14 protein-coding genes are annotated in these 16,395 nt (G+C 41.7%); 11 read left to right on the forward strand and 3 right to left on the reverse strand.

What is annotated here, in order from left to right; translation table 11 throughout:
• The first annotated feature begins 14 nt into the window (after positions 1-14).
• Positions 15-1,688, forward strand: a complete 1,674-nt coding sequence (locus HOP38_RS08715) for a mechanosensitive ion channel domain-containing protein (RefSeq protein WP_198557872.1) — start codon at positions 15-17, stop codon at positions 1,686-1,688.
• A gap of 192 nt (positions 1,689-1,880) precedes the next feature.
• Complete coding sequence (gene emrD / locus HOP38_RS08720) at positions 1,881-3,089, forward strand: multidrug efflux MFS transporter EmrD (protein WP_124939770.1); 1,209 nt, start codon at positions 1,881-1,883, stop codon at positions 3,087-3,089.
• Between the two features lie 528 nt (positions 3,090-3,617).
• Here the strand turns inward: emrD and nagA are convergent.
• Genes nagA through agaR form a run of 3 tightly spaced genes read right to left on the reverse strand, consistent with a single transcriptional unit; the run spans position 3,618 to position 6,001 of the window.
• On the reverse strand, positions 3,618-4,766 hold the full coding sequence (gene nagA, locus HOP38_RS08725; protein ID WP_198557873.1) for an N-acetylglucosamine-6-phosphate deacetylase: 1,149 nt from the start codon (positions 4,764-4,766) through the stop codon (positions 3,618-3,620).
• Positions 4,763-5,194, reverse strand: coding sequence for a PTS sugar transporter subunit IIA (locus tag HOP38_RS08730; RefSeq protein WP_198557874.1), 432 nt, complete (start codon positions 5,192-5,194; stop codon positions 4,763-4,765). Before HOP38_RS08730 ends, nagA begins: the two co-directional genes overlap by 4 nt.
• Positions 5,195-5,197: 3 nt before the next feature.
• Positions 5,198-6,001 (reverse strand): transcriptional repressor AgaR, encoded by an 804-nt coding sequence (gene agaR / locus HOP38_RS08735; RefSeq protein WP_198557875.1) that lies wholly within the window; start codon positions 5,999-6,001, stop codon positions 5,198-5,200.
• 199 nt (positions 6,002-6,200) lie between these two features.
• Here agaR and HOP38_RS08740 point away from each other — a divergent pair, with 199 nt between their 5' ends.
• The 9 genes from HOP38_RS08740 (at position 6,201) to HOP38_RS08780 (ending at position 16,358) form a co-directional block, all read left to right on the forward strand.
• Positions 6,201-7,298 (forward strand): SIS domain-containing protein, encoded by a 1,098-nt coding sequence (locus HOP38_RS08740; RefSeq protein WP_198557876.1) that lies wholly within the window; start codon positions 6,201-6,203, stop codon positions 7,296-7,298.
• An 11-nt stretch (positions 7,299-7,309) separates the two neighbouring features.
• Positions 7,310-8,173, forward strand: coding sequence for a tagatose bisphosphate family class II aldolase (locus HOP38_RS08745; RefSeq protein WP_198557877.1), 864 nt, complete (start codon positions 7,310-7,312; stop codon positions 8,171-8,173).
• Between the two features lie 12 nt (positions 8,174-8,185).
• Positions 8,186-8,656 (forward strand): PTS N-acetylgalactosamine transporter subunit IIB, encoded by a 471-nt coding sequence (gene agaV / locus HOP38_RS08750; RefSeq protein ID WP_198557878.1) that lies wholly within the window; start codon positions 8,186-8,188, stop codon positions 8,654-8,656.
• 14 nt (positions 8,657-8,670) lie between these two features.
• Entirely contained in the window at positions 8,671-9,450 is a 780-nt protein-coding gene (agaW, locus tag HOP38_RS08755; RefSeq protein WP_031496354.1) for a PTS N-acetylgalactosamine transporter subunit IIC, read from the forward strand.
• A 1-nt stretch (position 9,451) separates the two neighbouring features.
• Positions 9,452-10,282 (forward strand): PTS system mannose/fructose/sorbose family transporter subunit IID, encoded by an 831-nt coding sequence (locus tag HOP38_RS08760; protein WP_242456518.1) that lies wholly within the window; start codon positions 9,452-9,454, stop codon positions 10,280-10,282.
• An 11-nt stretch (positions 10,283-10,293) separates the two neighbouring features.
• Positions 10,294-11,022, forward strand: coding sequence for a sugar isomerase domain-containing protein (locus tag HOP38_RS08765; protein WP_198557880.1), 729 nt, complete (start codon positions 10,294-10,296; stop codon positions 11,020-11,022).
• A gap of 9 nt (positions 11,023-11,031) precedes the next feature.
• A complete protein-coding gene (locus tag HOP38_RS08770; protein WP_198557881.1) occupies positions 11,032-11,763 on the forward strand; it encodes a sugar isomerase domain-containing protein in 732 nt (243 codons plus the stop codon).
• A gap of 56 nt (positions 11,764-11,819) precedes the next feature.
• The gene (locus HOP38_RS08775) at positions 11,820-13,712 is read left to right on the forward strand and encodes a hypothetical protein (protein WP_198557882.1); all 1,893 of its coding nucleotides are present in this window, start codon (positions 11,820-11,822) and stop codon (positions 13,710-13,712) included.
• Between the two features lie 561 nt (positions 13,713-14,273).
• Positions 14,274-16,358, forward strand: coding sequence for a transporter substrate-binding domain-containing diguanylate cyclase (locus tag HOP38_RS08780; protein ID WP_124939771.1), 2,085 nt, complete (start codon positions 14,274-14,276; stop codon positions 16,356-16,358).
• Positions 16,359-16,395 lie beyond the last annotated feature (37 nt).

Genomic DNA, 16,395 nt, shown 5'->3' on the forward strand with positions numbered 1-16,395 from the left:
ACCAGAGACAGCGAATGAAAAGCAAATTAACTCTTGTTTTAGCATTGGCAATTGGATGTGCCTCTCCTGTTACGCTAGCCGAAAATAGCCATGCCACATCTGTAGGTACTGCAAGCCCACTCTTCGAGCAAATGGATGCACTTCAACAGGACATAAATACATTACAAAAGCAGGCTGAACTTAACCGTTTTGAAGAGAGTATCATCGACAGAAAAAACGACGCGTTGAGACAATCACTTGCGGAACAGTTGCAACATACAAACCAAGTAGATGAGAACAAGCAGCTTGTTACACAACAAATTCACCTCTTACAAACATTACTCGCGGCAAACGACCAAGACCTTAAACGACTTTCCGACGCATCCAAAATTGCGAGCGACACTGAAAAAGATGCCGTTCAGTTTGCAATGCAAAAACGTATTACCGCGATGGATGAGTATTATGCTGATCTGTCCACCACGTTATCTTGGGCCGCTGAATTAGGGGTAGACATTTCAAAAGCGGAAACTCAATTAGAGCAAGACTTACAGAAACGTGCTGACTTTTTATATAACTCTGTTCTTTTCTTAGACAGCCAACTAAGTGACATTAATGACCGACTTGCTTACGTACCAGAAGACGGTAAAGCAGGATTGCAAGAAGATGGGATCCGAATTTCTGGTCAGATTAATTTACTTATTCTTAGCTTAGAGTCCAGTATTACCCTGTTGGAAAACTACGGTGTTGACACTACAGAGTATAAACAGCTGTTATTCACTGTAACGGGGGATATTAGCACGGACGTTCTCGATTTCAGCGTAATTGTCGGGCTCATGAAAGAGTGGTTAGGCGCATTTAAAGATTGGGCGATGGAGCATACTCCGTCACTAATTGTGAAGATATTCGTCTTTGGCGTCATACTCTGGTTGTCACGTTCGTTCGCTAAAATTGTTGGTAAGGCGGTTAGGAAGAGCGTTAGCCATTCAACAATGAAATTCAGTGTTTTGATGCAAGATTTCTTTGTTTCAATGGCACAAAAAGGAGTAACGGCTCTAGGGCTGCTTATAGCCTTATCACAGCTTGGTATAGAGTTAGGACCGCTATTGACTGGTTTTGGAGTGGCGGGTGTAATTATTGGTTTTGCATTACAAGATACCCTGTCTAACTTTGCGTCTGGCATGATGATACTCATCTATCGTCCTTTTGATGTAGGAGATCTGGTCAAGGTTGCCGGCATATCAGGAACAGTGAGCCATATGAGCTTAGTATCAACGACCATACGGACTGTTGATAATCAAAGATTAGTCATTCCGAATAATAAGATTTGGGGCGATACTATCAATAATATTACCGCAGAGAAAACTCGACGTGTTGATATGACCTTTGGTATTGGCTACGGCGACGATATAGATCAAGCGAAACAGGTCTTCTCTGACATCTTGCAGCAGCACCCGAAAGTACTTAAATCTCCAGAGCCGATGATCTATGTACATACACTTAATGAAAGCTCTGTCGATTTTATTGTTCGACCGTGGGTACGAACAGAAGACTATTGGGATGTATATTGGGAAGTGACCGAAGAGGTGAAGAAACAACTGGACCGCAATGGGATCAGTATTCCTTTCCCACAAAGAGACGTTCACGTATATCAACATGACCTCGCTCAAAACACAACACTAGACCTGGTCACTCAAGTCGCAAGCAAATAACCACCAATGCGAACTTCAACCGAAGTTCGCATTAGTTTTAGTTATGGAAAATCAAAATATTTATCGTGATTGTCATCACACTTTTCTATTGATTGATTCTATTTCAAACTCTAATATCTGCGCCCTACCGCCCACAGTGGCGAATTTGAACAACAAAAAGCACGAACCACGCAGAGACGAGACAAAAACGAAATGGCATCCAAATACCCATTAGCTAGGCTGACCTTTTTAATCGCAATTTTGACTGCCGTTGGCCAAATGACCCAGACAATGTACGTACCGTCAATTGGGCAAATGGCGCAAGAGTTCCGCGTTAATCCAGCGATGCTGCAGGCAGTAATGGCGTGTTACTTAATTCCCTATGGTTTGTCCCAGTTCATCTATGGTCCACTGTCGGATCGATTAGGTCGCAAGCCAATAATTATCGTTGGTCTTGTTATCTATCTAATTGGAGCGCTCGTAAGCTTATTTGCACATTCTTTTGAACTCTTTCTACTAGGCAGCTTCATTCAAGGAGCGGGAATTGGTAGTGGCGGCGCAATGTCACGAACTCTTTCTCGTGACTGCTTTTCAGGCGAAGAATTACACAGAGCCAACAGCATCATTAGTATGTGCGTGATCTTTTCACCGCTGCTCGCCCCCGTTCTTGGTGGCGTGTTAACTGAAACTATGGGTTGGCGCTCTAGCTACCTTTTTCTGACTCTGTTTGCTGTTGCAGTAGTCATAGTCATGGCTTCCAAACTGGTCGAAACTCTACCAGTTGAGAGACGTAGCCAAAGTTCGGCGATGGATAACTACCGATTTGTGCTTTCTGACAAGCGTTTTCAGGGCTATGTCATTTGCTTAGTTGCTACCTTTGCAGGCGTTGCCGTGTTTGAAGCCGCTGCTGGTGTGTTGTTTGGTGGTGTTTTAAAGCTTTCGGCACTAACGGTAAGCATCCTGTTTGTATTACCAATTCCAGGTTATTTACTTGGTGCTGGGTTCTCTTCCATTATCGCAAAACGGTATGGTAACAACGCAGCATTTAAGTTTGGTTTGGTTTCGATACTTGTAGGCTCAGCGGTCGTCCTTGTGCCTGGATTACAAGGCTCGACCGACGCTTGGACACTTACCATCGGCTCTACCGTTTACTTCCTTGGCGCAGGTGTTTTGTTCCCTGCTGCAACTACAGGTGCCTTAACCCCTTTCCCAAACCACGCGGGAACAGGTGGAGCTGTGTTAGGGGGTATGCAAAATCTCGGTGCTGGTTTAGCAACCTTAGGCGCATCTGTTATACCCGCTACTAGCCAGCTACCACTGGGCGTAATCATGTTGATCATGGCGTTGTTAGCTATGTGGGGTTTGCATATCGCCAAGCGCGACAATGGTCCAGATAACGCCGACGATGCGGTAATGGTTTAAACTAGAAAAGAAACAAAGGCTACCTCAGTCTTAGGTGCACGTAGATGAAATAAGGACCCGTTAACCGAACCTTATAATGACGTAAAGTCGGAAATATTGAGACGAATGAATGTACTGATGGTTTCACTGATGGAAAGTTGTTGGCAAAAAAGTGCTTGTATAAAGCATAAACCGATAAAAAACTCCATAGAGTCACTAAACGAAGTGCGGTGAAATGTAAATATATCCTTTTAAGGTCATACTTGGCTGACGAACGTCAACAAACACAATTATCTAATTTCCAAACTCCAATGTTCTGAGAACACTCTCTACACCTTCTCGAACATTGTTTCTCTATACACACCTTCCACTATATAAGTTTAAGGTAAAGGGGCATGTCTAATAGAACAAAAGAGACCCCTTTTAACTGGTAAATGGAGGCTTATTAGCCTCCTCTTTATTAGCATAAGCAAATACAAACTATATGATGACGCTCCAAAAGCTAGGATTATGCTAATTTTGAGGGAGTGATTAATGATGTTAGACAGATTAATCGTAGACAATAATTTCCCCGTTCATCACTGTCTCAACAATATCTAGATTCGTATCGAATATAGCTAAGTTAGCTATTTTCCCTATACTAATTGAGCCCATCACTTCAAAAACATCCATATATCTGGCAGTAACCGATGTCGCCATTTGAATCGCTTCCCATAAAGGAACATTGGCTTGTGTCACCATCTTTTTGATAGAGCTAGCAAGATCGCAAGTACTCCCTGCCAAAGAACCTGACTGAGTTTTGGTTATACCCCCTTTTACAACAACGTCTAAAGAACCAAGCTTATACTCTCCGTCACTTAGTCCTCCAGCACGCATGCAATCCGATACAAGAGCCATCTTTTTGTAACCCTTCATTCGGTACGCTAAGTTTAAAACGACTTCATTTACATGGATCCCGTCTGCGATAATTTCGGCTAACATATCCAAGTAGAGTACTGCGCCGGCACAACCTGGTTCGCGATGGTGTAACGGCGACATACCGTTGAATAAGTGCACCCCGCAGTCAACTCCAAGATTATATGCTGTTACCATTTCCGAGAAATTTGCGTTTGTGTGAGCTGCTGCAACTTTTACCCCAGACTCTCGGAAACGACGAATAGCTTCATTGGCATAAGGGAGTTCTGGGGCAATAGCCACACGCTTTAATGTAGAACCAGATGCAGCCAATATATCGTCTACAAGGTGCTTCTGTGGCTCAATCAATAACTGTTCTGGGTGCGCTCCTCGATATGCACGATTAAGAAAAGGTCCCTCGAGAAATGAACCAAGAATCGTTGCTTCTTGGTTGGGTTGCACTTTTATGTAAGCATCCACATTTGCCAACGCTGCCTTAAGATTTGGTATTTCGTCAGTTACTGTTGTTGCTACCCAACTTGTAACGCCAATTTTACATAAATCGCGTGATATTCTAGATAAAGCCTCGTGTGTCGCATCCATAACATCACAACCAACACGTCCATGAACATGAATATCAATCAATCCCGGAGCTATTGTGCCATCATATTGATGAATGACATCACAGTCACTAGGCCTCTGTGACACGATATCAATAATGACGCCATCTTCAACAATGACATAGCCATCAGGTATCATGCCTCCTTCTACTACGATTTGATTGGCAGTAAATGCAGTTCTCATAAAAGCACCTCATTGCTCGAATTATTACTCTGTGCAGGCACTTCAATCAGTTCCCTAATACTCTTTACTGACTCAAACGATAATTGAACAACAAACTCCGTTAACTCATCTAAGAGCATGTCATCTTTTTCATTGATTGCATTAAGAACCATGGGGAGATTAACTCCTGAAACAACCTGTACCTTCTCATGGCTTGAAAGAAAGCTAGAAGCCACATTGCAGGGGGTACCTCCAAGTAAATCAACTAGAAATAAAGTAGAATCATACTTTTCCAATTCACGCTGATATATTCTAGCGAGTTCATTTGATGACATCGATGTATCGTAATCAATAAACGTTACATATTCAGGCTGTCCCAAAACCGCTTCCACTGCACTTTGTATCCCAGATGCGAAATTCAAATGGCCACTAATGATAATACCTATCATGTCCTAATCCTCTTTAGAAACTAACAATTTAATACCGAATTTATTGCACATGTGAATGTACTCGTTAGGAACACCAGAGTCAGTAATTATGGTGTCAATATTCTTAATGGGGCAAATTACATTATGTTTACGAACCCCAAATTTAGAGGAATCACAAACGATAATAATCTTATCTGAAATTGAACAAAACAAACGGTTTATTCTGGCTTCTGACTCATCAAACGTAGTAACCCCTGCATTAATATCCAAACCATCAACACCTAGGAAATACTTATCAAATCTATATGTCATCATTTGACTTTCTTGAAATCCATCGCTAAATGAAAGTGCTTTTTTTCTAAGCCGACCTCCGTTCACTATTATATTGGTATTTTCGTTTTTAGCTAAACGCATCGCAATATTTAGTCCATTAGTTAAGACTGTTAACGGTACATCTTCAAGCTCCTCAGCAAGTCGTTCAGTTGTCGAGCCTGAGTCGAGGATAATGGCTTCACCATTTTGTATTATCGAAGCCGCCAACCCAGCGATGTCACGCTTCAACCCTTTGTTCTCAAACTCTTTTTCCTCTATCGTCAGTTCTGCGCTAGTTTCTTTGTTTGATGTCAATGCATATCCATGTGCGCGAATAAGCTCTCCACTACTCTCCAATTTCTTTAAGTCATTTCGTATCGTAACTTCCGAAACTCGCAATATGTTAGATAAATAAGACACCCTCACTTTACCTTTATTGTGAAGAATTTTAATTATTTCATCTCGACGTTCCATTGTAGTGAAGCTGTCATCATCCGGCGATACTGAATTATTCATAATATAAATCTCCTTTTTAAGGATTTAAATACAAAAGATAACGAAAGACATAAAACAAAAAAAGGTGATATGGATCTACTATTTTTCTTATACTTTCTTTCAGATTTCCTACTGTGATTTTGATCTTGTTTGACTGCTGCTGTTTGACGTTATTATTTTTAACAAGAAGTGAAAAGTCAACAGGAAATTAGGAACTAAAATGAAGCTATTAACCGGTAGAACGAAAGGACAACTAATGGAATTGGGGGCCTTTCATACGGCTCAAGAAATATATAGCCAGCCTCAAAAATGGCGTGAAGTTGTTGATATCTATCGAGACTGGGAACCTGGTGAACTATATTTATCAACCAATGACAGTTATGAAAAAATAATATTTGTTGGTGCAGGTTCTTCAGAGTTTGCTGGAGGCTTTGTCGCTAGTTATTTAAAACTACATTTAAAAACTAATGTTATCAGCCTATCCACCGCTGATATTGTCGAGAATCCGACACTACATTTGAATGAAAGTGAGAGGATACTAATGGTCAGCTTTGCAAGATCAGGTAATAGCCCAGAAAGCGTGGCTTGTATTGAAATAGCTAATCACCTTTGCAGTAATATTCAACACCTATTTATTACATGCAATAGAGATGGGGCATTATACAAATTAGCGCTGACACACAATAAATACGATGCCATGTTAATGCCTCAAGGAACAAATGATGTCGGATTCGCAATGACATCCAGTATTTCATCCATGATGATGGCCGCCTTATGTATATTTATGCCGAAGGGCTTCGAAGCCTCCATAATTGAAGTGGCTGATGCCGTTGATTCCCTTTTAGAACAATATTCTATTTCAGCACAAGACATTGCTCGTCAGGATTTTGATCGAATTGTCTATTTGGGGTCGGGAGCACTAAAGTCTATAGCTCAGGAAGGTGCTTTAAAAATGCTTGAGCTAACCGCAGGTAAAGTGGCATGCCAGTTCGATTCTCCTCTAGCCTATCGCCATGGGCCAAAGTCTTTTATTACATCAAACACATACATCATCAGTCTGTTTTCAAAAGGAGTCTATACCGTTCAATACGACAAAGATGTATATGAAGAAATCATCAATGACGGTATCGGCTACACAACAAAAATCAACGTTGATGATATTTCAAGCGACCTCCTTGCTTTCCCATATCTAGTATTCGCTCAACTAGTGGCACTCGAGAAATCCATTCATGAGCATGTTCTTCCCGACACCCCTTGCCCTACAGGCGAGGTAAATCGCGTAGTTCAAGGCGTAACCATTTTCCCATTTGCAAAATAAGTACACAGACCATGAAATTAGTTTCTACAAAATACCTGTTAACACATGCCCAACAACATGGCTATGCCGTACCGGCATTTAATATTCACAATCTTGAGACCTTACAAACCATCTTAGACGCCGCTAGAGAACTGTGTTCTCCTGTAATTCTTGCGGGGACTCCAGGCACGTTTAAGCACGCTCCGGTTAGTGTTTTTGTTGCGATGGTCGAAGAGTACAGTGCCCTAAACAATATGCCTGTGGCGTTGCACCTCGATCATCATGAAGATACACACGATATTTTTTCTAAAATTGGCGTAGGCATCCGAAGTGTCATGATTGATGCGTCGCATTTAGATTTCGAACAAAACATTCATACCGTTTCGGAAGTTGTGCAATTTGCTCATGCCCATGATGTATCGGTTGAAGCTGAACTTGGAGCTTTAGCCGGCATTGAAGATGAAAAATCGGTCAGTGACACAGATGCCATGTTGACAGACCCAGTTCAGGCCGCCGAATTTGTCGAAAGAACTGGCATTGACTCCCTCGCCGTTGCCATTGGAACAGCACATGGTACCTACAAAGCGACGCCAAAGTTGGACTTCGAACGCTTACAGAAAATTCGTGCCTCCGTTGACATTCCGCTTGTACTCCACGGAGCTTCTGATGTCCCAGATGAGTTAGTCAAACAAGCCATAAAAATGGGGGTCGCTAAAGTCAACGTAGCCACTGATCTCAAATACCCATTCTCTCACGCCATCAAAGAATATTTTGTTGAGCACCCTGACGCTACCGATCCTCGCCATTATATGGTTGCAGGGATGAAAGCAATGAAAGAAGTAGTAAAACACAAAATCCGTGTTTGCGGATCCGAAAACAAACTACTCATTAAATAATAAGGATAAATTATGCCCAATATCGTTTACACAAGAATAGATGAACGTGGGTTACATGGCCAAATTTCGGTTGGCCATGGACCACATTCTGGTTGTAACCTCATTTTGTTTGCCAATGATGACGTAGCAAATGATCCTGCACAACAAGCACTTGCCAAAATGTCGGCCGGTGAATTTGATACTCGATTTTTCACATTAGAAAAAACCATCAATATCATCCATAAGGCAAGTGACAAGCAAAAGATCTTCATTCTTATTCGTTCTCCGCAAGACGCACTAGCGTTGGTGAAAGGCAAGGTGCCAATTTTCAAAATTAACATTGGCAATATGCATTACAAGGAAGGGAAGAAGCAAATCCACGACACTGTTTCGGTGAGTGAGGATGATCTGAATACGTTTCGACAACTTATCGATTTAGGCGTTGAGTGTACGATACAACGGAATCCTTCTGATGTACCTATTGATATTCAAGACTTTATTTAGGGGGTAACCGTATTATGGATATATTGACTGTATTAGCAATTTCAGTGTGGGTTGGTCTAGCCGGCGTAGATTATTATGGTTCTGGCCTCATGTTCGGCCGCCCAATTGTAACTGGGACCGTAGTAGGCTTCCTGATGGGAGATATGCAAACAGGTCTAGAGATTGGCGCAACGCTAGAGCTAGCCTGGTTAGGATTAATGCCACTTGCTGGTGCTCAACCACCAAATGTTACCATCGGTTCCGCTGTAGGTGTGGTGTTTGGTATTCAATCTGGACTGTCTCCCACTGCTGTCGTCGGCGTCGCAATTCCCTTTGCAATATTGATGCAACAGCTAACCGTAATTCAATTTACAACCTTCGCGACCTTTATGCCTAAGGTCGATAAGATGGCAGAAAAATGTGACATCAAAGGTATTGAGAAAGTTAACTACCTAGGATTAGCCACTTATTTTCTTACATTCTTTATTTGTACTTTCGTCCCAACCTATTTTGGTGATGTCGTCGCAAAATCAATCGTTGAAAGCGTCCCTAAAGATATCATCGATGGATTGAGCATCGCTGGTGCGATGATGCCTGCGCTAGGTTTTTCGATGCTGTTAAAAATGATGTTAAAGGAAAAACGATTCACACCTTTTTATGTGATCGGTTTTGTTTTAGCGACCTTCTTAAAGCTTCCTATCATTGCCGTCGCTCTACTCGCTCTTTCTGTTGCAATTGTAGATTATTTCAACTCAAGAGATAGCAACAACACCGCCCCTCTTAACTCTGATGACCACTTAGAAGATGGAATTTAATATGGCCAACAATAACGCAAACATTGAAGAATACGTTGATCAAGATATCAACGCGGAACTGGACACCAAATTGATGCGTCAATCTTGGTTAAGAATGTTGTGGGTGCAAGCATCATTTAACTATCAACGTATGCAATCCAGCGGTTTCCTATATGCAATGATCCCCGCACTCAGGCGCATTCACAAAAACAAAACCGACCTTTCTGCATCATTAAAACTACACAACGAGTTTTTCAATACGTCACCGTGGCTCGTCACCTTTATGATGGGGGTAATCCTAGCCATGGAGAAAGGCAAACAACCACTGGAAACTATCCGTTCATTTAAAGTGGCGGCGATGGGACCAATTGGGGGAATTGGTGACGCTATGGCTCAGTTAACCGTTCTACCTATCACCGCCTCTATTGCGGCTTCATTAGCACTTAGTAAAGTAGCGATAGCGCCGCTCATATTTCTGTTAATGTTCAACATCATTCGATTCTCGATTTATATCCCACTCTTCCACTACGGTTACAAACTGGGACTCAATGCATTGGCGATGCTTCAACAACAAAGCAAAGCATTCAGTCGCGGGGCCACTATTGTTGGACTAACCGTTGTGGGAGCATTAACCGCATCGTTCGTGCGCGTCAAACTTGGGTTGGAGATTCCATTAACTGGCTCGGTACTCAATATTCAGCAAGATGTACTCGACAAAATAATGCCCAATATCTTACCACTCATCGTCGTAATTGGTTGCTACAAGCTCATTATGCGCGGCATCTCTCCCGTTAAAGTCATGCTCATCATGATTATAGGTTCCATTGTACTTCACTACTTAGGCGTCCTCTAAAAGGAATAAAAATGTTTGAATATATCGATAATTGCAAAGAAATCCTCAAAACCATAATTAATGAGGAGAGTCAAAATATAGAAAAAGCAGCAGCTATTATGGCAGAGACTTTAAAACTAGAGGGACTCATTCATGTCTCCGGTGGACACTGTCAGTTCTACGCAATGGAAGCCTTTTATCGTGCAGGAGGCCTCGTTCCTATAAACCCACTTCTTCCCCATTTATTTGCCACAGGGCCCAGAACGCAATTCGCCTCGGACCATATCTATGAGATAGAGGGCGTCGGGACAAAAATCTTTGATGACCAGCATGTTAATCAGGACGATTGCATTGTTTTAGCTTCCATCGCAGGTCGTACAATCCCTACCATTGATATTGCCCTTGCTGCAAAAAAGAAGGGAATTAAAGTGATTGCCTTACAGTCTCTTGAGTTTAGTAAATGTACAACACCAAAACATTCCGGCGGTCAGTTCTTGAACGACATTGCTGATGTTGTAGTAGATCTCCATATCCCTTATGGCGACGCTGTACTTGATATTAAAGGCGTGGACGAGAAATGTTGTCCAGCATCATCCGTTGTCGGCTTTGCGGTACTTCAATCCTTAGTAACACAAGCAATTTGTTCGTTAGGTAAAGAAGGTGTCACTCCTAAAGTATGGGTTAGTTCAAACCTCGATAAAGGTGATGCAATTAACAAAGAGCATATTAAATCAATGAAAGGTCGCGTCAGCTGCCTATAAGGAGGGAACATGTATAAAGAATATTTAAACGGCCTACTCGAGCATTTAGATACAGCGTCAAATCAACAAGAAGCGATTCGTAAAGGTGCTCAGTTAATGGCTAATACAATCGAAAATGATGGTCTTATCCATGTGACCGGCTGCGGGCACTCACAAATGTTTGCTCATGAGATGTGGTTTCGAGCCGGTGGTTTGGTACAGATTAATGCCATTCTTCCACCTACCCTCGCTTTGTATCCCTATGCCCCCATGAGTACATTCTCAGAACGTCAACATGGCTTAGCAAGCATCGCTTTAAATGCCGAGAAAGACATTCGTACTGGCGACGTGCTGATTGTGGTTTCAACTTCTGGACGTAACGCTGTACCGATTGAATTTGCGATAGAAGCCAAAAAGCGAGGCTTAAAAGTAATAGGATTAACATCACTGGCATTCACCGATGCAGTGTCTTCTCGCCATAATTCGGGTAAAAAGCTGTGCGATGTTTGCGACGTAGTTCTTGACATGGGAGGCGTCGCTGGAGACGCGACTATCAAGGTCCCTAATCATGACTTTTCAACGGGCTCTATCTCTTCTGTCATCGGTTTTACTTTGTTAAATACCATGACAGGCGAATGCATCAAAGAGCTTGTTGCCAGAGGAATTTCGCCCGATATTTGGCGCTCTGTGAACTCTGAAAATGCTGAGCAGATTAATCGAGATAACTTGAGGAATTATAAAGACAGAATCACATGCCTATAACTAATCATTCGTTGACTCCACGTTAAAAGTGGAGTCTTTCATATGGAGCTAGAAAAATGAAACAAAGGCACAAAATCTTTAGAAGTACTTTACCATTACTTTTGGGGCTTGCCTCTTTGCAACTCCAAGCTAACCCCACTGTATCGTTCGGCACTCCGACATCTTTAAATGTCCACAATGACTCCCCTGGCTTCTCGTTTATTGATGAAAACGGGAAATATTATTATCACGACACTTTCTCACAATATTCAACCTATAGCCCTAATAATTATGAACATGCTTGGCGTTTTTTTTCAGCTAGTGATTTCTATGACGTAAATCGAAAATACGCATCTCAATTCCAAACAATATTAGACAGAGCTACTGTACAAAACACCGTACCACTTTGTAACAACTCTCCATTAATGCAGACCATTCAACCCAAAGGAAATACCAATACGAACACTTACCCTTATAATAATTTTTGCGGTTTAATGAGTGTGTGGGTCGACCCTGACACTGGGAATTGGTATGGTCTAATTCACGATGAAATCTTTGGACTAATGCCGCGCCAAGACGCCATCGAACTGGCTGAATCTACGGACAAAGGGAGACATTGGCGCATTACAAAAACATTAGCAACCTCACAGTTTGGTATGCGTGATTATCGACAACTCCCTGCAGAACAGCCTCACAATTATGATCCCCATGCTCAAACATACGATTATGGGGGGGGAGATCCGCGGTTATTTATCGACTATTCAACTGGCTATTTTTATGTTTTCTATACTAGTCGAGTACAAAACACTCAAAATGGTTATGCTACAAGTGGGTTTAGCTCATTCATGCAAGAACATGTGATGCGAGCCCCTATTTCTAAAAAAATGGCACCAAGTAGTTGGGCTAAATATTATCGAGGTCAGTGGCTAAAAATGGACGATGGTGCTGATCTTTCACTTGGTAACACCAAGCCAGACAGTAACATCGTACCTACGGATTTATCGACAACAGGTTACTACCCAGTAGAGTACTCTCCTAACAACGCCGGAAACGCTGTTACTATGCGTACGAACAGACAGCTTGTAAACTCTCCATTGCGTGTAATGAATGTTTCATGGAATGCTTACTTAAACAAATACATTGGTACACCAGAGCATAGTAGTGGACCTCAGAATGGTCAGACAGCCCCCTTATCCGTGTATGCTACAGATAATTTATCGTCTCAAAAGTGGACTTTACTAGCAACTTCCCAAGGATATATCTCTCGATCTTGGTACCGATTTATGATGGATACAAAGTATCCTGCAATCAATGACTTCATTACCGGAAAAGAATTTACCTCGAATTGTTATTATTCTTGTTCAAATAACTCCGTATCAGAATCTTTACCTATCACTTTGAATGACCCAACAAACAGTATTCATGGTCATTACCTTCCGTACTTGAGAAATGGAAACAACGAGTATTTATATTGGAATATCACTCATAAGGCGTTAGAAATCACAAACTCTGAACAAACGGCTGGTAGAGGAAATCGTTGGATGATCCACTACTCTGGTGATGGATACGTTCGATTAATCAATATTGAGGAAGGTCTTCTATTAGACCCTAGCACGCAAAGGTATCTATCTGTGGCACCTACCTCTAAAGCTAATATTGACGACTACCGTAAATGGGGGACTAAAGTAGATCTAACGGCTGATGTGTGCACTCGGGATAAAGATTCAAAAGACTGCTTAGCAAGTGAATGGATTATATTGAAAGACAAATCTGTCCAACATGATAATTCAGAAACCGTAACTGGTCATGTCAGATTAATTAACCGACTTAGTGGATTAGCCCTGAGTTTTAATGATGATCGTTCATTATCCGAAAAGGTTGCCGTTTCCCCCCCAAGAAATTGGGACTGCGCAGAAAATACGTGTTTGGACCCTAGAAATCTCTTGTCACAGAAAATTGACATTCAGTAAATGACTTATATTAGTGGCGTGTAATTGTCACTGAAAAGAAGTTCTGAATTAGAAAAGAGTCGATTAGCCTAACGCAATAACGAGGGAAGATCGGAAATCCGTCTAGAGGTTTCCGATTTTCTTGAGAGAACTTGTTGATGTCGGTCAATTAACAACCGTCTCAGAGCATATTGTCGATAACCGAATAGTCAAAACGGTAACGTTCTTTGATAAGGTAGCCATCCGTCAATACCATTTACCCAGCAACATGGCTTTGTGACCTATTGCTGGGATTTCTTTTCCTATAATGAACCTCTCGAAGCAAGTGAATGCCTACATTAACGGTCTTTCTAACGAAGAGCGGACGGCAAAGTGCTCTAACTTAAGTGGACTAGATGGAACTTTTAGAGTTGACTCTATTCTTATCATGTAATGTGTAATCAAAGAGCAACACGCTCCTCTCAGTTTTCGAAAATAAACCAGCTTTTATTTTTAATTCAGCCAGTTAACGTTGTATTCTTCATATCTATTATTAAACTATGTCTGTACCTCTGATTCACCCCAAGGAAGGAGTTATTGGAGTTGAAACTTAAATGTGTGCTCACTCTTAAAACCATGCTCGCTCGCATGGTTGTTTTGATCGTATTACTAGGAGCCACGCACGTTACTCTAGCTCAGTCTGATACCTATATTGTCGCGGCTCATGAACGTGACTTTATCGCCCGTTTTATTTTTTCTACCATTGAAAAACAATCCAATATCTCTTTTCAGTACGCAGACTATCCTGTATTTGGTGAGCGATTAGATGCTGTTGAAGACGGTAAAATAGACTTTGTCGCTAATATTACCTATACCAAGAGTCGAGCTTCACGATTCATCTTCTCTGAGCCAATCAACATTGAGCCAACCTATTTATTTAACAAAGGTGGCGAGTCGTTTGATGAAATGCATGTCATTGGAACAACAATGGGAACAGCGTTTAACGACATAATTCAGAGATACTATCCAGACAAACGTGTATTGGGGTTCAATGACAATGACGTTGCATTTGAGAGCTTATTGGCTGGTAATATAGATGGCTATATTGGCACTTTCCTACAATTAGAGAGCTTTTTATCTGCGGGGTTTAAAGCAACCTCGATCAACGACCAAGTCTCCATTCCACCTGTATCCATTATTACCAACAAACAACAGAACAAACCACTATTGGCGGCTTTTAGCGACATTATTGCAAAAGACTCTGTCCAGAAAGAAATTCGTCGTTACATCGACAGTTACATTACCGAAATTGCCATTAAACAACTGAGACACAAAGTTAACTCCAGTGGGTTAGACCTAGACTCTATTATTGAGATCTATCTTAACCCTCGCCCACCTTATGTGTTTTCAGGAGCGAATGGACAACCTGAGGGTATTTCTGTTGAGTTTGCAAAGCAAATTTGCAAACTCAATCAACTAAAATGCCGAATGGTCTACGATCCTACAGAATCGTGGTCAGCATCTTTGCAAAAGCTCACTTTGGGTGAACGTGACGTGACGACTCCTATTGCTGACATAAAACACCGTCAACGTATACTAAACTTCAGTCGTCCCTACGCTTCTATTCATGGTGCCATCGCCAAGCGTGTTGGTTACAAAGAAGAAGTCTACCGACATATTTCCGAACTGTTCGCGGAAAAAGTCGGTGTAGTGGAAAACGATGTGTTTGCCTCCATCACTCGACGTTCATTGCCCAACAAAACTCTGGTTTACTATAGCAATACTGAAAAGCTCATTAACGCGCTCACTACCGGAGAGGTCGATTACGCCATTACCAGTCAAGTTACGTTAGACACATTATTGTACGAACACAATATAACCAACGTGACACAAGACCGTTACTTTCGCCCTTTTTATCAATCTGAGTTGAGTTTTGGGTTTCCTAAAACTGAGCGTGGCGAGATTCTCGCTCAGTTGTTTAATAGAACCTTAGACTTTATCGACGCCAACTCAATCAACCGCCGTTATCAGCCACCAGCAAACTGGCGTGAACTGAATGAAAAAGAGAGTGACAAACGTCGATTAAATATCATCAATACACTGTTAGCGCTGCTAGTGCTAGTGACCTTTTTCTTCGGTTACATAACTAATCATCGCGCCAATCATGATGCACTGACTAAACTTAAAAATCGTCATGCTTTAAACCGTATCCGTAAACAGGCTCTAGAAAAAGGCCACGGACTAATTTACATCGACCTTAATCGCTTTAAACACATTAACGACACTTATGGTCATACGGTCGGTGACCAAGTATTACGTTGCTACGCCAAACGTTTGAAAGAAACCATTGATGGTCAAATTTACCGGATCGGTGGTGACGAGTTCGTTGCCATCACTGAATTCGACCCTAATGAACTCAGAACAATATTAGACCAACTAGAAAGCTATCCGTTTATAGTGCGCGGTTCCGGGGTTGTATTGACGCTGTATGCCTCTGTTGGAGTCTTCTTGCCAGACACTAGTGAGTTAAGTATCAAGCAGTTACTTATCTATACAGACTTCGCTATGTACGAAGCCAAGCGTAATGACAAGATCCGAAGTGTCATTATTGATGAGGCTAAACTCAGAGATCTTGCTATCGTTCATGACCCCAAAAAACGCTCACATCGTGATGTTCCCAAAGGATAAGTAAAACTGCTTAACCTTTATTCCAACATGCTTCTTA

Origin of the sequence: Vibrio mediterranei, assembly GCF_013364395.1 — a bacterium.
GTDB classification, from domain to species: domain Bacteria; phylum Pseudomonadota; class Gammaproteobacteria; order Enterobacterales; family Vibrionaceae; genus Vibrio; species Vibrio mediterranei.